The organism is Brachybacterium sp. AG952, from assembly GCF_004362645.1.
Classification (GTDB): Bacteria; Actinomycetota; Actinomycetes; order Actinomycetales; family Dermabacteraceae; genus Brachybacterium; species Brachybacterium conglomeratum.
Genome location: NZ_SNXV01000001.1, coordinates 1,012,750 through 1,032,593 on the forward strand (window position 1 = coordinate 1,012,750; position 19,844 = coordinate 1,032,593).

Genomic DNA, 19,844 nt, shown 5'->3' on the forward strand with positions numbered 1-19,844 from the left:
AACGACCATGCCTGCACCCACCAAGGGCGCGCGCCTCGGCGGATCCCCCGCGCACGAGCGGATGATCATCGCGGGCCTCGCCACCGAGCTGTTCCGCCACGGCCGGATCACCACCACCGAGACCAAGGCCAAGCGCCTGCGCCCCCACGCGGAGCGTCTGATCACCCAGGCGAAGAAGGGCGATCTCGCCTCCCGTCGTCGCGTGATGCAGACCGTCCGTGACAAGGGCGTCGTCTACCAGCTCTTCGAGGAGATCGCTCCGACCTTCTCCGAGCGTCCCGGCGGCTACACCCGCATCACCAAGATCGGCCCCCGCAAGGGCGACAACGCCCCGATGGCCGTCATCGAGCTGGTCACGGAGGAGTACTCCGCGAAGCAGTCCGTGGTGAAGGAGGCCGAGGGCGCCGCGAAGAACGCGTCCAAGGCCGAGGAGACCCCGGTCGCCGAGACCGAGGCCCCCGCCGCCGCGGAGCCCACCGAGGAGTCCGAGGAGACCAAGGAGGCCTGATCCGGGCCGCCTGATCCTCGCGGCTCGCAGGGCCGCCGCGCGCCAGCGCGCACACCGCCGAGGGCGGGCCGACGGGAGAGATCCCGACGGCCCGCCCTCGTCGTCCGTCCGGGGCTGGCAGGGTCCCGGATGCTCCGAGCGGGGGCCGTCGGATCCGACTGCCGGCGACCCCTCGCGAGGCCGCCGAGGACGGGACGAGGAACACTCGTTCTTTGTGCGATCGTGACCGGCTCGTCGCGATGCGTTCGTGGCCGTGGACTACGGTGGTCGGTGCCCGGCTGCGCACCCGTCGACCGCTCCACGCCTCGGCGACGCGCCTCGGGATCCCCCCGCCCCCTCTCCTCCGGAGCCTTCGTGATGTCCCACCGGACCCTTCCCCCCGAGTCCGACGCCCGCCCCCTCTCCCTCAGCCGCCGCACGCTGATGGCGGCGACCGCCGCCGCGGTGCCCGCCGGCGCCGTCGCGCTCGGCGCGGCTCCCGCCCTGGCCGACCCGACCGTCACCGACGGCGAGACCCGCGTGGTCGACGTCCCGCTGGCGGACGCCCCGCTGGTCGAGGCCGACGGCGTCCAGGTGCGTGACCTCCCCGAGCAGCCCGGGACCATGGTGGGCGTGACCTGGCCGAGCGAGTCCGATGCGCCCGAGGTGCAGGTCCGCGGCAAGGACCAGGACGGGCAGTGGACCCCCTGGGAGCCGCTCGAGACCGCCGAGGACCCGGAGACGGGCGAGGACGCCCCCGGCACCGAGTGCGCCTGGGTGGGCGTCGTCGGAGCGCTCCAGGTGCGGGCCGAGCTCGACGGGGCCGACGTCACCGAGCAGCTCACCGCCCACGTCATCACCACCTCGCCCACCGCCGAGGACGCGGTCGTCGCCCGGAGGGCGGGCGCCCCGCAGCCGATGTCGACCGCCGCCCAGCAGGACATGGCCACGACCGCCGCCGCGACGACGATGGCGAACCCCGCCACCCCGGTCCTCGGGCCGGGCGCGCCCTCCTACACCTCCCGCGCCGGCTGGGGCGCGAACGAGGGCCTCGTGCGCGGCACGAGCGGCTCCGACCAGCTCAAGGCCGTGGTCATCCACCACACCGCCGGCACCAACAGCTACTCCTCCTCGCAGTCCGCGGAGCTGGTCCGAGGAATCCTGACCTACCACACGCAGACCCTGGGCTGGGCCGACATCGGCTACAACGTGCTGGTGTCCAAGTACGGGCAGATCTTCGAGGGCCGCAGCGGCGGCCTGCACCGCAACATCACCGGCGCCCACGCCTACGGCTTCAACACCGGCTCCTTCGGCATCTCCGTGATGGGCAACTACCAGAGCACCGCCGCGCCGTCCGCCGCCCGCGCGGCCGTCGCACGCCTGGTGGGCTGGAAGCTGCTGAGCACCTTCCAGATCAAGGTCGCCTCCACCTCCTCCTGGACCCCGGGCTCCGGCACCCGCTTCCCCGCGGGGAAGACGATCGCGCTGCCGAAGATGTTCGGCCACCGGGACGTGAACTACACCGACTGCCCCGGCAACGCGCTGTACAACCAGTTCGGGAGCCTGCGCACCGAGGCGCAGCGCGCGATCGACGGCGGCTGGAAGGAGCACCTCTGGGCCTTCCAGGGCGCCGGTGGGTCCTCGAAGCTCGGCTACGTGGTGAAGTCCGCGCACCAGACGGGCAAGTACACCGCGACCGTGCTCACCAAGGGGCTGATCCTGCAGGAGAGCGGCGGCAGCGCCTCCGGCCACGCGACCCCCTTCGCGAAGCAGTGGGCCGCCTCGTGGGGACGCCCGGCGAAGACCGACTCCCAGGACGGCGACCGCCGCATCCAGGCCTTCCAGAACGGCGTGGCCGCGAACGAGGGCGGGAGGGTCCGCTTCGTGACCCCGTACTTCCGCGACGTCTCCCCGTCGCGGGTGTTCTTCCTCGAGATCACCGACCTCGCGGCGCGCGGGATCACCAAGGGTTGGGGAACCCCGCCGAACGCGGAGTTCCGGCCGAACGAGGACAACCTGCGCGATGCGATGATCGCCTTCATCTACCGTGCGAAGGGCAGCCCCGCCTACACCGCGCCGAAGACCTCCCCGTTCACGGACGTGAGCCCCTCCAAGCCCTTCTACAAGGAGATCTGCTGGGCGTACGACGAGGGGATCTCCCGCGGCTGGGGCACCGGGTCGAACCGCACGTTCCGCCCGTACGAGGAGGTCAAGCGCGACGCGGTCGCGGCCTTCCTCTACCGCGCCGCCGGGGTGAACCACACGAGCACCAACAGCGGCTTCTCCGACGTCCCCGCATCGCACGTCTTCGCCAAGGAGATCACCTGGCTGTCCAAGGCGGGCATCGCCCGCGGCTGGGACGACGGCACCTTCCGCCCGAACGCCTTCATCAAGCGCGACCAGATGGCCACGTTCATGATGCGGTGGCTGAAGCACACCGGAAGGGCCTGAGGTGCGGCTCTTCCGTCGACGCTCCTCGGGGTCGTCCTTCTCGCCGGCGGAGTCCGCGACGCTGCGTCCGAGCTTCTCCGGTCCTGTCGAGGCGCCGTTCTACCTCGTCTCGATGGCGGGCTATCCGAACTTCGGCGACGAGCTGATCGCACGGCGCTGGATCGAGCACCTCGCGATCCACCGGCCGGACGAGGAGGTGTGGCTGGACTGCCGCTTCCCCGGCACGGCCAGCGCGCTGTTCGGGGGCCTCCACCCGCGCCTGCGCGTGACCGATGCCGTCTTCCGGGCGGTGGAGGACGCGCTGCGGGGCTCGCGCCGCCCGGTCGAGGACATCGTCGCCCACCTCGGCACTCCGCTCTACGACGCGCCTCTGCTCGCGCTGCGCGAGGCCCGCTCGCTGCACCTGCTCGGCGGCGGCTTCGTCAACGCCGTCTGGCCCGAGAACGCGCATCTGGTGCGGGCGATGCGGGCGGCGGCGGAGATCAGCGGCGCCCCGCTGCTCGCGACCGGTCAGGGGCTCGCCCCCTTCGGCGAGGAGCAGCTGGCGGGCTTCGACCATGTCGGCGTGCGGGACGCCGCCAGCGCCGAGAAGCTCGGCATCTCCAGCGGCGTCGACGACGCGTATCTCGTCGTGCAGGCACCCGAGCGGGTCGACGACCAGGAGCCGGAGCTCGTGCTCTGCGTGCAGTCCGACGCGCTGGACGAGGGCTCCTTCGAGCAGCTCGTCGTCCATGTGCGCGAGACCGTCGCCTCCCTCGGCATCCCGCGCGAGCGCACCCGCTACGTCGAGGCGCTGCCCGGCGGGGACCACGCCGGCTTCGAGCGTCTGAAGGATCTCGTGGCGGAGGACGGCTTCGTCCCCTTCACGAGCTTCTGGCGCGGCGAGCTCGCACCGGCGGCGCACCAGGTCTGGATCACCACCCGCTTCCACCACCACCTCGTGGCCTCGCTGCACGGGGCGCGGGGGATGGCGCTCAGCGCCCGCAGCGGCTACTACGACGTGAAGCACGGCTCCCTCATCGAGCTCGGCAGCGGCTGGCGGGTCTCGGACGGCACGGGAGAGGTCCCGACCCTCGCCGATCTCGAGCGCCCCGGCTCCTTCGAGGACGCGATGACGCGCAAGCGCCGCGAGGCCGAGCTGCTGTACGGAACCGCCTGAGCCGTCGAAGGCGGCGGCATCGCCGATCGCCGGAGCGGACCGGCGAGCACAGGAGCGCCCCGGGACCCGTCGAGGGTCCCGGGGCGCTCCTGTCGTGTCCGGACCTCAGCCGAAGTGGCGCGGCAGCGTGCCCTCGCGCAGCTCCCGCAGCTCGCCGAGCGCGAAGGTGCCCACGCCCTCGATCACGAGGTCGTTGCCGCCGGTCGCGCCGAGCGCGAGCACCGGCACGCCGTGCTCGGCGGCGAGGGCGAGGAAGCGCTCCTCGGCCTCGGCCGGGACCGCGACCAGGGCGCGGGCCTGCGACTCGGAGAACAGGGCGGTGGGGAGGTCCACGCCGTCCCGCTCGAGGAGCCCGGCGAGGTCCACGCGGGCGCCCGTACCGAAGCGGGTCGTCGACTCGACGAGCGCCTGGACGAGCCCGCCCTCGGAGAGGTCGTGCGCGGAGGCGGCGAGCCCCTGCTCGGAGGAGGCGACGAGCACGCGGGCGAGCGCGCGCTCGGCCTCGAGGTCGACCTGCGGGGGCAGGCCGCCGAGGTGCTGGTGGACCACGTCGGACCAGGCCGAGCCCGAGAGCTCCTCGCGGGTCGTGCCCAGCAGCAGCACGCGCTCGCCCTCGCCCTGCCAGCCGGAGGGGACGCGGCGCGCGACGTCCTCGAACACTCCGAGCACGCCGACGACGGGCGTCGGGTGGATCGCGGAGTCGATCAGGCCCGGCTCGCCGGTGGAGTTGTACAGCGAGACGTTGCCGCCGGTGACGGGCACCTCGAGCGCCTCGCACGCCTCGGCGAGCCCGCCGATCGCCTCGACCAGCTGCCACATGGGGCCCGGGTCCTCGGGCGAGCCGAAGTTCAGGCAGTCCGTGATCGCCAGCGGCGTCGCCCCGGCGGTCGCGACGTTGCGGTACGCCTCGGCCAGCGCCAGCTGCGCACCGGTGCGGGGGTCGAGCTTGGTGTAGCGGCCGTTCGCGTCGGTCGCGAGCGCGATGCCGCGCCCGGTCTCTTCGTCGATGCGCAGCACGCCCGCGTCGTCGGGCATGGCCAGCGCCGTGTTCCCGCCGACGTAGCGGTCGTACTGGTCGGTGACCCAGCCTGTGGAGGCGAGGTTCGGGGAGGCGATCAGCGTGCGGATCTGCGCGAGGATCTCCTCCGCGCCCTCGGGGCGGGGGAGGGCCTCGGCGCGGTCGGCCTGGAGGGCGTCCTGCCAGTCGGGGCGGGCGTAGGGCCGGTCGTAGACGGGGGAGTCGATCGCGACGGTCGCCGGGTCCACGTCCACGATCCGCTCGCCGTGGTGGTCGATGGTGAGGCGGCCGTCGCCGGTGACCTCGCCGATCACGGCGGCCTCGACGTCCCACCTCGCGGCGATCGCCTGGAACTCCTCGAGCTTCTCCGGCGGAACCACCGCCATCATGCGCTCCTGCGACTCGCTCATGAGGATCTCCCCGGCGGTGAGCGTCGGGTCGCGCAGCAGCACCTCCTCGAGGTGGATGTGCATGCCGGAGCCGCCGTTGGCGGCGAGCTCGGAGGTCGCGCAGGAGATGCCCGCGGCGCCGAGGTCCTGGATGGCCGCGACGGTGCCGGCCGCGTACAGCTCGAGGCAGCACTCGATGAGGACCTTCTCCATGAAGGGGTCGCCCACCTGGACGCTCGGGCGCTTCAGCGGCCCGTCCTCCTCGAAGGTCTCCGAGGCGAGGATCGAGGCGCCGCCGATGCCGTCCCCGCCGGTGCGGGCGCCGAAGAGGACCACCTTGTTGCCCGCGCCGGTCGCGGCGCCGGAACGGATGTCCTCATGGCGCATCATGCCCACCGCGAGCGCGTTGACCAGCGGGTTGGTCTGGTAGGAGGCGTCGAAGACGGTCTCGCCGCCGATGTTCGGCAGGCCGAGGGAGTTGCCGTAGCCGCCCACGCCGGCGACCACGCCGTGGACCACCCGGGCGGTGTCGGGGTGGTCGATCGCGCCGAAGCGCAGCTGGTCCATGACCGCGACGGGCCGGGCGCCCATCGAGATGATGTCGCGCACGATGCCGCCCACGCCGGTCGCGGCGCCCTGGTACGGCTCGACGTAGGAGGGGTGGTTGTGGGACTCGACCTTGAAGGTCACGGCCCAGCCGTCGCCGATGTCGACGACGCCGGCGTCCTCGCCCATGCCCACCAGCAGCTTCTCGCGCATCGCGTCGGTGGTGTGCTTCCCGAAGGTGCGCAGGTGCTTCTTCGAGGACTTGTAGGAGCAGTGCTCGGACCACATGACCGAGTACATGGCGAGCTCGGCGTTGGTGGGGCGGCGGCCCAGGATCTCGCGGATGCTCGCGTACTCGTCGTCCTTCAGCCCGAGCTCCGCATAGGGCTGCACCTGGTCCGGCGTCGCGGAGGCGTTCTCGACGGTGTCGGACTCCGCGGCGTGGCCGTGGGGGGAGGTGGGAGTGGTCTCAGCGGTCATCGCGGGGTCGGGTCCGTTCGTCACGAGGGCTGGGGGAGCGGTGGGCCTCGCGGCCCGGCGCAGGGTGCCCCCAGTCTACGAGCGACGCGGCCGACGGGGGCGCTCGGGGCGAGCGCTGAGACCGGGAGTGAGACCGGAACGGCATCCGGCGGGGCGGCGCGCACAAGGAGAGCGGCCGACGGGGACCTCGTCCCGTCGGCCGCTCTCCCGGTCCGTGCTGCTCAGGCGCTCGGTGCTCAGACCGTCAGCGCTCTGGCCGTCAGCCCTCGGGGCGTCAGCGCGAGGAGCCCTTCTTCCCCTGCGCGCGGCGCGCCCGCTTCTCCGCATCGCGCAGCGCCTTCTCGCTCACGGGCGCGTCCTGGCTCGCCCGCTGCGCGCGGAAGTACGCGGCGGCCTCGTCCTGGCGCTCCTGCTCCCCGCCGAGCGCGATCGGCGCGCGCACGTGGCCGGGGCGGATGTCGAAGGCCGCGACGAGGTCGAGCACGTGCGGGCGCAGGCGCCACAGCAGCCGGCGCAGGTCCCCCTCGATCTGACGGCCGCGCTGGGTGGAGATCATGCCCGAGAGCAGGAACCAGGCGAGGTCGTCGTTGATCGCGGTGAGGCCGAACAGGTCCCGCACGTCGGTGAGCACGGCGCGGGTGCCCTCATCCTCCATCGCCTCGATCCCGGCGGTGAAGGCGCGCCAGCGCACGAGGTCCGCATGGGCGCGGGCCGCGTCGAGCATCTCGACCTGGTGCTTGTTCACCTCGGCGGCGGCGTCGGCCGGACTCATCCTCGCGGTGCTGCGCAGGGCGAGGGCGACCTCCTCGACCTTGACCCGCGCGCGGTCGGCGAGCATCTCCTCCTGGAACTCGGCGCTGCGCATCGAGTCGAAGGCGCGGCGCGCGTTGCCGCGGTCGCTCACGCTCTGGCCGAGGCGGGCCCAGGGGGTGTGCCGCTTGGCGAGCACCTCGGCGCGCTGGGCGATGAACCGGCCGATGCCGGCGCGGTCCACGTTCTTCAGCTCGGAGGTGTAGTCCGACAGCAGCCGCTTGGCGACCAGCTGCAGCAGGATCGTGTTGTCGCCCTCGAAGGTCGCGTACACGTCGAGGTCCTGGTGGAGCCCGACGAGCTGGTTCTCGGCCATGAAGCCGGAGCCGCCGCAGGCCTCGCGGCACTCCTGGATGGTGTCCAGGGCGAGCCGGGTGGAGGTCGGCTTGAGCGTCGCGGCGAGGGTCTCGAGGTCCTCGCGGCCCTCGGGGGTGTCGCCGCGGCCGGAGAACACGTCGTCGAAGGCGTGGAGCAGCTGCTCGTGCGCGAAGGCGCCCGCGTAGGTCGCGGCGAGCTTCGGCAGCAGGCGGTGCAGATGCGCCTGGTAGTCCATCAGCACGGTCTCGCGCGTCGGGTCGGCGGCGGTGAACTGGCGGCGCTGGGTGGCGTAGGTGATCGCGATGTGCAGCGCGAGCTGCGAGGCGCGGATCGCGGAGCCGTCGAGCGAGACGCGGCCCTGCACGAGCGTGCCGATCATCGTGAAGAAGCGCCGACCGGGGGAGTCGATGGGGGAGGAGTAGGTGCCGTCGGCGGCGACGTCCCCGTAGCGGTTCAGCAGGTTGCGGCGCGGGACGCGCACGTGGTCGAAGGCGAGGCGACCGTTGTCGATGCCGTTCAGGCCGCCCTTCTCGCCGTCGTCCTCGCTCTGCACACCCGGCAGGAGGTTCCCCTCCGCATCGCGCACCGGCACGTAGAAGCAGTGCACGCCGTGGTCGACGCCGTTCGTGATCAGGCGCGCGAAGACCGTGGCGGCCCTCGCGTGGATCGCGGCGTTGCCGAGGAAGTCCTTCCATGCGGCGCGGAACGGGGTGTTGATGACCCACTCCCCGTCCTCGCCGCCCTCGGGATCGAAGGTCGCCGTGGTGGCGAGGGACTGCACGTCGGAGCCGTGCCCGATCTCGGTCATCGCGAAGGCGCCGGGGGTCTCGAGGCTCATCGCGCCCGGCACCCAGGCCTTCTGCTGCTCCTCGTCGCCCAGCTGCACGATCGCGGAGGTGAACAGCCCCCACTGCACGCCGGCCTTGATCTGGAGGGACGGGTCGGCGACGACCAGCTCCTCGAAGGCGGCGACGTTGGCGCCGTTGTCGTTCGGGCCGCCGAGGTGCTCGGGGAGCATCGGCAGGGAGACCTCCTCCTCGGCGAGGATCCGGAGCTGGCCGAAGACCCGCTCCCGGTGCTCGGCGACGCTCGCGTCCATCGGGCGGTGCATCTCGGGGCGGGCCGCCCGCTCGCGGGCGTCGCGCCGTGCGTCGGCCCAGCTGCCCAGCAGCGCCTCGGAGACCATCTCGACGTCGAGGCGGGGGCTGCCGTCGGCAGGGACCGGGATCGGTCCGGTCGGCGTGGGGCTCGCGGCGGCGTCGGTGCCTCTCGCGGCGGTGGGCGCGGGGGCGGATGCGGTGGTGGAGGTATCGGCGGTCATGCGTGCAGTCCCTTCATGAGCCAGGTGACCAGGCGGGTCACGAGCTGATCGGAGGTGAGGGTGGTCGAGGCGCCGTCGGCGGCCTCGAGGTCGTTCATCCAGGTATCCACGGCCCGTTCGACGAAGCCCACCGCGCCGGTCGCCCATATCTGCGGCGAGGGGGTCCCGGCGGGGAGGAAGGTCGTGATGATGCGGGTCACGGAGTCGAGGAAGTGGTTCAGCCCGTCGCTGGGGCGGGTGACGAAGCGGTACACGCCGGGGGAGCGCTGCGCGGTCCCGACGTAGGCGCGGATCATCGCGTGGATGCGCTCCTCGGGCGCGGGCTCGCGGCCCATCCGCTCCTCGAGCACGCGCATCTCCGCGAGCAGCTTGTCGTGCATCGCCTGGAGGATGCTGCGGCCCAGGTCGCGCTGGAGGTGGGACTTGTCCTCGAAGTACCGGTAGACGATGGACTTCGACGTGCCCGAGGCTGCGGCGATGTCCTCCATCGTCACGTCGGGGCCGCGCTCGTGGATCAGGTGTCGGGCCACGTCCAGCAGCTCGGCACGTCGCTGCTCTCGGTGCTGGGCCCAGCGGGCCGAGCGCCCGTCCACCGGGGCTTGCGTCGTCGCATTCACAGAACCTAGGGTATCAAGTACCGACGGTTCTATGTAAAGTCCTTCCCGACGATCCGTCCCCGTGACCACGAAGAGGTGCCCCACCGTGACCCCCACCGACTCCCCGCGCGATGCGCTGATCCTCGGCGGCAACCGGATCCCGTTCGCCCGCTCCGGCGGGCCCTACGCCGGGATCTCCAACCAGGACCTGCTCACCGCCGCGCTCGAGGGCCTCGTCGCCCGCTACTCGCTCCAGGGCGAGAAGCTCGGCGAGGTCGCCGGCGGCGCCGTGCTGAAGCTCGCCGGCGACCTCAACCTCACCCGCGAGAGCGCGCTGGGCACGCCGCTGGACCCCCGCACCCCCGCCGTCGACATGTCCAAGGCCTGCGCGACCAGCCTCGAGACCGTCCTGCACGTCTCCAACCGGATCCGCCTGGGCCAGATCGACTCCGCGATCGCCTGCGGCGTCGACTCCGCCTCCGACTCGCCGATCGAGGTCACCCCGCGCCTGCGCCGCATCCTCCACCGCGCCTTCGCCGCGAAGACCGCGATGCAGCGCGTCAAGGCGCTCTCCGCGATCCGCCCCGCGGACCTCGCCCCGGTCCCGCCCCGCAACGGCGAGCCCCGCACGGGCCTGTCCATGGGCGAGCACCAGGCGCTGACCACCGCGCAGTGGGGCATCACCCGCGAGGCCCAGGACGAGCTCGCGCTCGCCTCCCACAAGAACCTCGCCGCCGCCTACGACGCCGGCTTCCTCGACGACCTCGTCACCGGCTACCGCGGCCTCGCCCGCGACCAGAACCTGCGTGCCGACTCGACCCTGGAGAAGCTCGGCACCCTCAAGCCCGTCTTCGGCGTGAAGTCGCCGCAGGTCGCGGAGCCGACGATGACCGCCGGCAACTCCACCCCGCTCTCCGACGGCGCCTCCTCCGTGCTGCTGGGCAGCGCCGAGTGGGCCGCCGAGCGCGGCCTCACCCCGCTCGCCCGGGTGGTCGACGCGCGCAGCGCCGCCGTCGACTTCGCCCACGGCGACGAGGGCCTGCTCATGGCCCCCGCCTACGCGGTCCCCGAGCTCCTGGACGCGAACGGCCTGGCCCTGCAGGACCTCGACTTCTACGAGATCCACGAGGCCTTCGCCTCCACCGTGCTGACCACGCTCAAGGCCTGGGAGTCCGAGGAGTTCTGCCGCGAACGCCTGGGCCGCTCCGCGCCGCTCGGCGCGATCGACCGCTCGCGGCTGAACATCACCGGCTCCTCCCTCGCCGCCGGGCACCCCTTCGCCGCGACCGGCGGCCGCCTCGTCGCGACGCTCGCCAAGCTCCTGCACGAGCGCGCGAAGGAGACCGGCCGGGTCCAGCGCGGCCTGATCTCGGTCTGCGCCGCCGCCGGCCAGGGCACGGTCATGCTGCTCGAGTCCGTCACCGACTGACACCCCGACCCTTCACGGAGGTCCCCATGGCCGACGCCTACACCCGCTTCATCCGCTCCGCCCCCGGCGGCATGCTCGCCAAGCAGCTGGGCCTGCCCCGCCCCTCCCGGCTCCTGCGCCGGGACGACCGCCCCGAGCCCGTGCTGGGCCCCGTCGTCGTGCTCGGCGCCTCCGCCGGCGCGGACGCGGTCGCCCACCGGCTCCTCGAGGACGGCGCCGACGTGCGCCGCCGTGTCGAGGACCTGCGCTCGATCGGCTCGGTGATCGTCGTGGCCGACGAGCTCTCCGCCCCCGCGGAGCTCGGGCCGCTGCTGCTCCCGCTCGCCGGGGCGATGCGCTCCCTCGCACCGGGCGCGCGCCTGGTGACGATCTCCCGCCCCGCGACGGGCGAGGAGCCCGCGCGCGACGCCGCCCGCGGCGGTGTCGAGGGGTTCCTGCGCTCGGTCGCGCACGAGATGCGCGGCGGTGCGACCGCCAACGGCATCCTGCTCGCCGACGGGGTCGGGGTCGACGCCCCCGGCGCCGTCGGCGCGCTGCGCTTCTTCCTCTCCGCCCGCAGCGCCTTCATCACCGGTCAGCTGCTGACCGTCTCCACCGAGGCGGGCAGCACGACCGAGAACGCCTCGCTCCCGCTCGCCGGGCGCACGGCGCTGGTCACCGGGGCCGCGCGCGGCATCGGCGCGGCGATCGCCCGCACCCTCGCGACCGACGGCGCACGGCTCGTGGTGCTCGACGTCCCCGGCGCGGGCACCGAGCTCGCACGCCTGGCCAACGAGCTGCGCGCGATCCCGCTCCAGCTCGACGTCACCTCCGCCGACGCCGGGCGCCGCGTGGTCGAGTTCCTGCGCGAGAAGGGGCTGACCCTCGACGTGCTGGTGCTCAACGCCGGCATCACCCGGGACAAGCTGTTCGCCAACATGACCCCGGACCGCTGGGACCCGGTGCTCGCCGTGAACATCACCAGCCAGATCGCGCTCACCGAGGCGTTGCTCGAGGCCCAGGGCGAGGGAGGCGGCGTGCTCGGCGCGCAGCCGCGCGTCGTCTCGCTCGCCTCCACCAGCGGCATCGCCGGCAACCGCGGCCAGACCAACTACGCCGCGTCCAAGGCGGGTGTGATGGCCTTCGTCGACGCGCTCTCGGGACGTCTCGCCCCGCTCGGCGGCACCGCGAACGCGGTCGCGCCCGGCTTCATCGAGACCGAGATGACCGCGAAGATCCCGCCGCTGACGCGCGAGGTCGCGCGGCGCGTGAACTCGCTGCAGCAGGGCGGGCTGCCCGTCGACGTGGCCGAGGCGATCGCCTTCCTCGCGAGCGACGAGGCCGGGGGCGTGCAGGGCGAGACCCTGCGGGTGTGCGGCCAGAACATGGTGGGCAAGTGAGGGCGGGGCAGGGCGCCGCGGCGCACGCCGGGGGCGCGCCGGAGCAGGTCAAGGACCTCTCCGACGTCCCCTCGTTCCCCGCGATCTACGCCGCCGCGCTCGACCCCCGCTCCCGCCTCGGCGGGAAGCGCGGGAAGGGTGGAAAGGGCGGCGCGGGCGGCGGCGCGGAGACGCTGCCGAACATCGCCTACCGGGTGAGGAAGGTGCGGATCGACGCCGAGCGCGCCCGCGACTTCGACCACCTGATGCGCGGTCCCGCGACGGACCTGGTCCACCCCGGGGTGCTGCACGTGCTCGCCTTCCCCGTCTCGCTCGCGCTCATGGCCCGGCGCGACTTCCCCTTCCCGCTGCTGGGCCTCGTGCACCTGCGCAACCAGGTGCTCCAGCACCGCCCCGTGAAGGTGGGGGACCTCGTGGACGTCGAGTGCCGGGTGCGGGACCTGCGCCCGCACCGCAAGGGCCGCACCTTCGAGGCGGTCTCGACGATCCTCGGCGAGGACGGCGAGATCATCGCCACCGACGTCTCCACCTATCTCGTCAAGGGCGGGAAGCCGTCCGCGGCGGAGCCCTCGGGCACGGCGCCGTCCAGCGCCGCGTCTGCCGGTGCCGTGCCCTCGAGTGTCGCGTCGTCGGCCGAGAGCGCCGGGGCGACGGGTGCGAACGCCTCGACGTCGGTCGGCGGGCGGTCGCGGCGCGACTTCGAACCGCCGCAGCCGACGGGCCGCTGGGTGCTCGGCGCGGACACCGGACGGCGCTACGGCGCGGTCTCCGGCGACGTGAACCCGATCCACCTCTCGGCCGTCACCGCGAAGGCCTTCGGCTTCCCCTCGGCGATCGCGCACGGGATGTACACCGCTTCGCGCGCCTTCACCGAGGCGAGGGTGGACCTGTCGAAGCCGCTGCGCTGGGACGTCACCTTCGACGCCCCGGTCACGCTGCCCGGCTCCGTGCTCGTAGCCTTCGAGGACGATCCGTCGGTCGGGACCGCACGGTGCGTGGGCTGGAAGCCCGCCCGCGGGGAGAAGGGGCCGCGGCGCTGCTTCGAGGTCGAGGTGACGACGCTCGGGCGGTAGACGGGGCGGGGTCGGGGCGGTCTCGACGGTGTCCTCGCCGCTCATCGCGCGAGCGGTGGGCAGGGCGGGGGTGAGCCCCTGGGGGACCGGTGACCTCGGCCTCGGGGTCTGCAGCGGCGGTGGTCGACGGGATGCTACCGTCGATCACCGCCGCTCGCGCTGTCGGTGTTCCTGCTGATTCTTCGAGCGGGGATCGGTCGAGAGCGCGAACAGGAGTCACGCGACGTTCGAAACGATGTGGGGTCGGCGACGCCCGTTCCCTCCGGCCGATCGCGGCGACCGGACCCATGGCCGTGAGGTGCGTGAGCGTCACGTCTCCTCCACACAGGATGGTTTTCCACAATTCCGGACTACTGATCAGTAGTGATGGCGCAGCTCTTCCGTTCATCGAACAGACCTGCGAAAATACAGGCATGTCATTCGATTCGTGCGGTGGGGCCGTGGAGCCTCCGGAGTCCGACGGGGAGTCCCGTCGGCCCGGTGGCGCGCCGAGCCTCGCCGCGGGGGTCGAGGAGCTCGTCGTCGACGGCATCGACGTCATCCAGGCCAAGGCGGCGCTCGCACGGCTCGGGGAGCGAGGATCGGCCGATCTCGAGGCGCTCGACGCGCAGCGGACGATCGCCCTGCTGACGGAGCTGCGGAAGCTCTCCGGCGCGGTGGCGGCGATCGAGGCGCGTGCCCTCGTCCGTCTCGAGTCGGCGGTCGCGGACGACAGCCTCGAGCGCGGGGAGACGCCCCGGCAGGCGCAGAGGGTCGCGCGTGCGGAGGCTGCAGCCGCGCTGAAGAAGTCCACGTCGGCCGCGGGGCAGAGCATGTCCTCGTGCAGGCGGCTGGTCCGTTCGATGCCGCGCGTGCTCCGGGCTCTCGCCCAGGGGCGGGCGATGCCCGCCGCAGGTCACCAGGTGGGGCGGGCGATGGGGCCGGCGACGCCTGAACAGCGGGAGCAGGTGGACCGGATCCTCGGCGCGCATCTCGCGGATCTCGAGGACTGCGGACCGGGGGAATGGGGCGACGAGGCCGCGCGGATCCTCCACGCGCTGGACCCCGAGGGTGCGGCCGCGCGTCACCGCGTGGCGCGACGGGAGCGCAGCGTCACCGTGCGCCGCGGACGGCACGGCATGGCGACTCTGACCGCGCATCTGCCCGGCCTCGACGCCGCGCGGATCCGCAAGACGCTGTCGGTGGCCGCCGAGCGGTCGCGGGCCGACGGCGACCGGCGCGGTCACCAGCAGATCATGGCCGATCTCCTCGCCGACACCGTCCTCGGCCGCGGCGAGGGAGGCGAGCTCCCTGTGGTCGACATCGGCGTGATCATCACCGACCGCTCCCTGCTCGCGCCCGGCCATGCCGACGCCGCGACCGTGGAAGGACTCGGCGCGGTCCCGTACGAGCACATCCGCGAGGAGATGCTGCGCGCGCTCGAGCACCCGGATCCCGAGGTCGTCCTCGCGCTGCGGAAGCTCCTCCAGGACGCGGAGGACGGGCAGCTCGTCGCAGTGGAGTCCCGATCACGGGCGTTCCCGGCCGGCCTCGGCCGCCTCCTCCGCTACGCGCACCAGACCTGCCGCGCTCCGCACTGCGATGCGAGCATTCGGCAGATCGACCACATCGTCCCCTGGTCGCAGGGCGGGCCGACGAGCCTCGACAACGGCAACGGGCTCTGCGCCGCCGACAACCAGAAGGAGGCGGCGGCCGCGACAGCTCGGGTGATCACCGACGAGGACGGCACACGACGCACGGTCGAATGGACGACCCGCTATGGACAGACCGCCCGACGGCGCGGCGTGAACTTCGACCCCGTCGGCACGGCGCTGCGGAAGGCGGGAAAGGCACCGGCTGTCCCGGACGTCGGCGAGGGAGGCCCCGCGGAGCCCGACCATGACGTGCTCACCCCGGTGCACCGGCTCTTCGCGCTGCCGGAGCTCCGTGCAGTGGAGGAGGACGGCGAGGTGCAGGCTGCCGAGGTGCACCCCGAGGACGCGCGGCCTCTCGGCGAAGGGCCCGCTCCCGACGCAGGGCCCACGACGTCGCGACCACGGGGTACAGAGCGGCCGCATCCTCCCGCAGGAAGAAGAGCGGCCCGGGTGGACTACCTCGTGGTCCTGCCGCCCACTGGCTCACGCGCACGGCCACCGGAGCAGGACGCGGCCTGAGGCCGAGCCGTCGGCACCCTCAGCCCAGACCGGCCTCGAGCGTTCCCAGCAGGTGCTCGACGAACTCGGCGGGCCGGACCTCGTCGAGCAGCTCCACCGTCGGCCCTCGACCCCACCGCCCCAGCTCGTCACCGACGGTCTGGCCACGGGTCAGCGTCCCCGCCAGCTCGACGTCCACGGGGAGCGGCCGGGTGCTCGCGAACTCCCCGGTCAGGGCGTGCGCGGTGACCAGCGGATCGTGTACGTGCGCGGTCCAGCCGAAGCCGTCGGCCTGGTGGAACTCGAAGTAGAAGCGCACCGCTTCGGCGAGGATCCGCGCGACCGGATGCGCTGAGCGCGCGGCGAGGGCCTCGAGCCGCTCGAGCTCCGCACCGGTGAAGACGATCTGCTCGGTCGCCTGCAGCGCGCCCAGCACCGGCAGCTGCGGCGCCGAGGCGAAGGCGGCGAGCACACGCTGCGCCGCCTCCGGGTCCACCGCGATGTTCCACTCGCTGGTCGCACCGGTGTTGCCGCGATGGTTGATCGCACCGCCCATCACGTGCAGCCGGCGCAGCAGCCGCGGCAGCTCCGGCTCGATCTCCAGCGCCAGAGCGAGATTCGTGTGCGGTCCGAGCACCAGGCCGACGAGCTCCCCGGGCCGCTCCCGCGCCAGGTCCACCCACAGCTGCGCCCCCGAGCGGGGATCCTCCGCGCGGGTGGCCTCGGGCAGCACGGCGTGGCCGAGCCCGCCCGCTCCGTGGGTGTCCTCGGCGAACATCGGCGGCTCGACCAGCGGACGGTCCGCGCCGAGGGCGACCGGCGCGTCCACGCCCAGCAGCTCCGAGAGCGCGAGGTTGTTGCGGTGCACGGTCGCGGCCGGGACGTTCCCGCCGGTCGAGACGATCCCGGCGACCTCCGCGTCGTCCCGGCAGGCGAGATAGGTCAGGGCGATCGCGTCGTCGATGCCGGTGTCGCAGTCGACCAGGAGGGGGAGTGCCATGGGGTCAGCCTACGGAGGCGCGGATGCTCGTGGTCCGGCCGCCGACTGTGGCGAGACGGCCGGCGCCTCCCGCCAGCGCGGGCTCGGACCGGTGACGCTCGTATCGTGCGACAAGCGGAGAGCGGCGGGCTCTCGAGGCGCTGGAATACGTCAGCCCATCGGCCCGAACAGGACGAACGCGAGGACGGCGATGAGGAGCGCGCCCGGGATCAGCATGCTCCCCACCAGCAGTCGGGGCCGGCCCTCGGCGGAGTTCGCCCCGGCACGCAGGCCCTGGCCGATGAACCAGGCCGCAAGGACGAGGTCGATCAGCGCCACGAGCAGGAGGACGACGAAGGGGGCGGTGTCCATGCACCCATCCCACCATGCTCCCCGGCGCGGCAGAGACTGCTTCCGGAATCCCTTCCCTCGGGTCGAAGGAGGGCGGAGGATCTCTTCATGGCGCATCCGCAGATGTTCGACGACGACGATCCGTGGCTCGAGCGCGTCCGGGAGATCGCGCTCGCCCTGCCCGGGGCGAAGGAGAAGATCAGCCATGGCCGGCCCGCCTTCCACACCGTGAAGGTGCACTGCTACTACGGCGGATCCCTCAAGGTCGACGGGGAGTGGGTTCCTCATGAGCAGTCCGTGATGCTGCACCTCCCGCCCCGGGAACGGGCCGCGCTCGCCGAGGAGCCCCGCAGCTACGTGCCCGCCTATCTCGGCCCGTCGGGCTGGCTCGGCATCGACCTGGACGAGGCGACCGACCTCGTCGAGCTCGCCGAGCTGATCGAGGAGTCCTACCGCACCGTCGCCCCGGCGCGGCTGATCGCCGAGCTGGAGGCGCGGGAGGGCTGAGCTGGAGGCAGGGCCTGCGGCCGACTCAGCTCGGCGGCGTCGGCAGCTCCTGGAACGCCTCGAGCAGCGGCATGAGGTGCTCGCCGATCTCGACCTGCGCGAGCAGCAGTCCGATCGTCCCGTCGGCGTCGACGAAGAAGTCCGTGCCGTACCCGCCGGACCAGCCCCAGCGGCCGCGATGCTCCCCTCCGGTGACGACGCTGACCCCGAAGCCCCAGCCCGTCCCGTCCCAGAAGCCGGGATAGAACGAGTCGGGCCGCTTGACCTCGGCGGGCACCTGGTCGGTCGTCATCATCGCGAGGTGCTCCGGGGAGAGCAGCTCCCCGTCCCGTAGCGCGCGCAGGAATCGCAGGTAGTCCGCCGCGGTCGAGACGAGCTCGCCGTGGGAGACGTCGAGCGACGGCTCGCCGACCAGCGGCCCGCCCCCGGCCGGCTCCGCCTCCACCAGCTGCCCGTCCTCGACCGAGAAGGCCGGCGGCAGACGGTGCCGCTGCGAGAGGGGCACGAAGGACCCGGTATCGACCATCCCGAGCGGCTCGAACAGGTCCGCGCGCAGATGCTCCTCGAGGGACCTGCCGGTCGCCCGGGAGAGCAGGATCCCCAGCACCGAGAAGGAGTGGTGATAGCGCCACACCCGACCCGGCTCGCCCACCAGCGGCAGCGCACCGAGCGCCGCGAGCCACTCGTCGGCCCCGAGGGACCACGGCGCCGAGCCCGCCTCGAGTCCGGCCTCGACCATCGCTTGCTGCAGCGGACCCTCCGCGGTCGCGATGCCGAGACCGGACGTGCAGGTCAGCAGATGGCGGAGCGTGATCTCGGTGGGGGAGGGGACGGCCCGGTCGATGTCGGCGTCAGGGCGGGGGAGCACGCGCGGAGCGGCGAACTCGGGCAGCCACGGGTCGACGGGCGAATCCAGCGCGAGCACGCCGCGTTCGACGAGGCGCAGCGCCACGACGGCCTGGATCGCCTTGGTCATCGACTGGATGCGCACGATCGCGTCGGCCGGGAACGCCGGCGCGTCGGAGTCGCCCGGTCCGCGCGGGGAGAGCCGCCCGCGGGCGATGGGCTCGGGATCCCGCCCGTGGGAGATGATCCCGCCGGGCACGGTGCCCGCATCGATCGCGGACTCGAGCAGGCGGACGGCGGGCGAGGTCGGCAGAGACATGGACACAGAGTAGGGGTGCGGTCGACGGCGGGGACGGGACCGGCTGCACGGACCGGCCCGCCGCCTAGACTCGGACCATGACCACCTTCGAGGACTTCGTGCTGCTGGCACCGCGTGAGGTCCCGCTCGGCGGACCGCGCGGCATGACCGTGCACCGCACGCTGCCCGCCCGGCGCACCTCCCTCATCGGGGCCTGGTGCTTCGTGGACCACTTCGGTCCCGACGACGTCTCCGCGACCGACGGGATGCGCGTGGCCCGCCACCCGCACACCGGGCTCGCGACCGTGTCCTGGCTGTTCGACGGGGCGATCACGCACCGCGACTCGATCGGCAGCCACGCCCTGGTGCGGCCCGGCGACGTGGACCTCATGGTCGCCGGCTCCGGCATCACCCACTCGGAGTTCTCCGCGAACGACACCACCGTGCTCCACGGCGTCCAGCTCTGGTACGCCCTGCCGGACCGCACCCGCTTCCGCGAGCAGGAGTTCCTCGTCCACACCCCGACGGAGGTCGCGACCGGCACCGCCCGCGCCCGCGTGGGCCTCGGGACGCTGCACGGCGTGGACGGCGACGGGGACCTGCTCGAGGACACGAGCCCCGTCGTCACCGACACCGACCTCGGCATGGCCCAGCTCGAGCTGCGCGCCGGGAGCACGCTGCGGCTCGACCTCGACCCGGGACACGAGCACGGCGTGCTCGTGGACCGCGGCACCGCGCGGCTCACGACGGCCCGCGGGACGGGACCTGCGACGGGCGGGACGGGCGACGAGTCGTCGGCCCGGTCGCTGCGCGCCGATGTCGCGCCGCGCGAGCTGATGGTCCTGCCCGACGGTGTCGACCACCTCGAGATCGTGGTGACCGGCGACGAGGACCTGCGCTTGATACTGCTGTCCGGGGAGCCCCTGGGCGAGGACATCATCATGTGGTGGAACTTCGTGGGCCGCTCCCACGAGGAGATCGAGGCGTTCCGCGCCCGCTACCAGGCCGAGATCGGCGTCGAGCTCGCGCTCGAAGACGCGCCGATCGCGCCGATCGTCCGCGAGCGCGGGGGACTCGCCGAGGACGACGAGCAGTTCGGCCCCTTCGCCCCGCACACCCCCGCCGCGCTGCCCGCCCCGAGGCTGCCGGGCGGGCGCCTGCGCTCGCGGGGACGGCGGGGCATGCCCGCCTGAGACCGACGCGCGGGCCGCGCCCACGCCTCCGAGGAACGCCGCACGGCCCGCCGTGCACCCGACGTCCCTGCCCTCCATCCCA

15 protein-coding genes are annotated in these 19,844 nt (G+C 73.2%); 9 read left to right on the plus strand and 6 right to left on the minus strand.

Annotated features, from left to right (window positions below):
* Positions 1 to 7: 7 nt before the first annotated feature.
* The 3 genes from rplQ to DEU31_RS04515 all read left to right on the plus strand — a co-directional run bounded on the left by rplQ (position 8) and on the right by DEU31_RS04515 (position 4,097).
* Positions 8 to 508, plus strand: coding sequence for a 50S ribosomal protein L17 (gene rplQ, locus DEU31_RS04505; RefSeq protein WP_133676008.1), 501 nt, complete (start codon positions 8 to 10; stop codon positions 506 to 508).
* A gap of 357 nt (positions 509 to 865) precedes the next feature.
* Positions 866 to 2,938, plus strand: coding sequence for an S-layer homology domain-containing protein (locus DEU31_RS04510; RefSeq protein ID WP_133676010.1), 2,073 nt, complete (start codon positions 866 to 868; stop codon positions 2,936 to 2,938).
* A gap of 1 nt (position 2,939) precedes the next feature.
* Positions 2,940 to 4,097 carry a polysaccharide pyruvyl transferase family protein gene (locus DEU31_RS04515; RefSeq protein ID WP_133676012.1) on the plus strand — a complete coding sequence of 386 codons (1,158 nt, stop codon included), beginning with the start codon at positions 2,940 to 2,942 and terminating at the stop codon, positions 4,095 to 4,097.
* Between the two features lie 105 nt (positions 4,098 to 4,202).
* Here the strand turns inward: DEU31_RS04515 and purL are convergent, their stop codons facing one another.
* The 3 genes from purL to DEU31_RS04530 all read right to left on the minus strand — a co-directional run bounded on the left by purL (position 4,203) and on the right by DEU31_RS04530 (position 9,596).
* Positions 4,203 to 6,530, minus strand: coding sequence for a phosphoribosylformylglycinamidine synthase subunit PurL (gene purL / locus DEU31_RS04520; RefSeq protein ID WP_133676014.1), 2,328 nt, complete (start codon positions 6,528 to 6,530; stop codon positions 4,203 to 4,205).
* 274 nt (positions 6,531 to 6,804) lie between these two features.
* Positions 6,805 to 8,979 carry an acyl-CoA dehydrogenase gene (locus tag DEU31_RS04525; protein ID WP_133676017.1) on the minus strand — a complete coding sequence of 725 codons (2,175 nt, stop codon included), beginning with the start codon at positions 8,977 to 8,979 and terminating at the stop codon, positions 6,805 to 6,807.
* Positions 8,976 to 9,596: a TetR/AcrR family transcriptional regulator gene (locus tag DEU31_RS04530; protein WP_029360380.1), complete on the minus strand. Its 621-nt coding sequence runs from the start codon at positions 9,594 to 9,596 to the stop codon at positions 8,976 to 8,978. The genes DEU31_RS04525 and DEU31_RS04530 overlap by 4 nt, the downstream gene beginning before the upstream one ends.
* Positions 9,597 to 9,681: 85 nt before the next feature.
* Between DEU31_RS04530 and DEU31_RS04535 the strand changes: the two genes are divergently transcribed.
* The 4 genes from DEU31_RS04535 to DEU31_RS04550 all read left to right on the plus strand — a co-directional run bounded on the left by DEU31_RS04535 (position 9,682) and on the right by DEU31_RS04550 (position 15,609).
* Positions 9,682 to 11,004: an acetyl-CoA C-acetyltransferase gene (locus DEU31_RS04535; protein ID WP_133676019.1), complete on the plus strand. Its 1,323-nt coding sequence runs from the start codon at positions 9,682 to 9,684 to the stop codon at positions 11,002 to 11,004.
* 26 nt (positions 11,005 to 11,030) lie between these two features.
* Positions 11,031 to 12,383, plus strand: a complete 1,353-nt coding sequence (locus tag DEU31_RS04540) for a 3-oxoacyl-ACP reductase (protein WP_133676021.1) — start codon at positions 11,031 to 11,033, stop codon at positions 12,381 to 12,383.
* Complete coding sequence (locus DEU31_RS04545) at positions 12,380 to 13,456, plus strand: MaoC/PaaZ C-terminal domain-containing protein (protein WP_133676023.1); 1,077 nt, start codon at positions 12,380 to 12,382, stop codon at positions 13,454 to 13,456. Before DEU31_RS04540 ends, DEU31_RS04545 begins: the two co-directional genes overlap by 4 nt.
* Before the next feature lie 413 nt (positions 13,457 to 13,869).
* Complete coding sequence (locus DEU31_RS04550; RefSeq protein ID WP_243733710.1) at positions 13,870 to 15,609, plus strand: HNH endonuclease signature motif containing protein; 1,740 nt, start codon at positions 13,870 to 13,872, stop codon at positions 15,607 to 15,609.
* A 19-nt stretch (positions 15,610 to 15,628) separates the two neighbouring features.
* Here DEU31_RS04550 and DEU31_RS04555 read toward each other — a convergent pair whose 3' ends face one another.
* Both DEU31_RS04555 and DEU31_RS04560 read right to left on the minus strand, forming a co-directional pair.
* Complete coding sequence (locus DEU31_RS04555) at positions 15,629 to 16,588, minus strand: nucleoside hydrolase (RefSeq protein WP_133676025.1); 960 nt, start codon at positions 16,586 to 16,588, stop codon at positions 15,629 to 15,631.
* Between the two features lie 150 nt (positions 16,589 to 16,738).
* Entirely contained in the window at positions 16,739 to 16,939 is a 201-nt protein-coding gene (locus DEU31_RS04560; protein ID WP_126986398.1) for a hypothetical protein, read from the minus strand.
* Positions 16,940 to 17,026: 87 nt separating this feature from the next.
* Here DEU31_RS04560 and DEU31_RS04565 point away from each other — a divergent pair, with 87 nt between their 5' ends.
* Entirely contained in the window at positions 17,027 to 17,425 is a 399-nt protein-coding gene (locus DEU31_RS04565) for an MmcQ/YjbR family DNA-binding protein (protein WP_010550292.1), read from the plus strand.
* Between the two features lie 25 nt (positions 17,426 to 17,450).
* Here DEU31_RS04565 and DEU31_RS04570 read toward each other — a convergent pair whose 3' ends face one another.
* On the minus strand, positions 17,451 to 18,590 hold the full coding sequence (locus DEU31_RS04570) for a serine hydrolase domain-containing protein (protein ID WP_133676027.1): 1,140 nt from the start codon (positions 18,588 to 18,590) through the stop codon (positions 17,451 to 17,453).
* A 77-nt stretch (positions 18,591 to 18,667) separates the two neighbouring features.
* Here DEU31_RS04570 and DEU31_RS04575 point away from each other — a divergent pair, with 77 nt between their 5' ends.
* Entirely contained in the window at positions 18,668 to 19,762 is a 1,095-nt protein-coding gene (locus tag DEU31_RS04575) for a pirin family protein (RefSeq protein ID WP_133676029.1), read from the plus strand.
* The last annotated feature ends 82 nt before the right edge of the window (positions 19,763 to 19,844 follow it).

What these genes read in the sequence shown, in the direction of transcription:
- rplQ (WP_133676008.1), top strand. Translation starts at nt 8, where the DNA reads ATGCCTGCACCCACCAAGGGCGCGCGCCTCGGCGGATCCCCCGCGCAC.
- DEU31_RS04510 (WP_133676010.1), top strand. Translation starts at nt 866, where the DNA reads ATGTCCCACCGGACCCTTCCCCCCGAGTCCGACGCCCGCCCCCTCTCC.
- purL (WP_133676014.1), bottom strand. Translation starts at nt 6,530, where the DNA reads ATGACCGCTGAGACCACTCCCACCTCCCCCCACGGCCACGCCGCGGAG.
- DEU31_RS04525 (WP_133676017.1), bottom strand. Translation starts at nt 8,979, where the DNA reads ATGACCGCCGATACCTCCACCACCGCATCCGCCCCCGCGCCCACCGCC.
- DEU31_RS04540 (WP_133676021.1), top strand. Translation starts at nt 11,031, where the DNA reads ATGGCCGACGCCTACACCCGCTTCATCCGCTCCGCCCCCGGCGGCATG.
- DEU31_RS04550 (WP_243733710.1), top strand. Translation starts at nt 13,870, where the DNA reads ATGTCATTCGATTCGTGCGGTGGGGCCGTGGAGCCTCCGGAGTCCGAC.
- DEU31_RS04555 (WP_133676025.1), bottom strand. Translation starts at nt 16,588, where the DNA reads ATGGCACTCCCCCTCCTGGTCGACTGCGACACCGGCATCGACGACGCG.
- DEU31_RS04560 (WP_126986398.1), bottom strand. Translation starts at nt 16,939, where the DNA reads ATGGACACCGCCCCCTTCGTCGTCCTCCTGCTCGTGGCGCTGATCGAC.
- DEU31_RS04565 (WP_010550292.1), top strand. Translation starts at nt 17,027, where the DNA reads ATGGCGCATCCGCAGATGTTCGACGACGACGATCCGTGGCTCGAGCGC.
- DEU31_RS04570 (WP_133676027.1), bottom strand. Translation starts at nt 18,590, where the DNA reads ATGTCTCTGCCGACCTCGCCCGCCGTCCGCCTGCTCGAGTCCGCGATC.
- DEU31_RS04575 (WP_133676029.1), top strand. Translation starts at nt 18,668, where the DNA reads ATGACCACCTTCGAGGACTTCGTGCTGCTGGCACCGCGTGAGGTCCCG.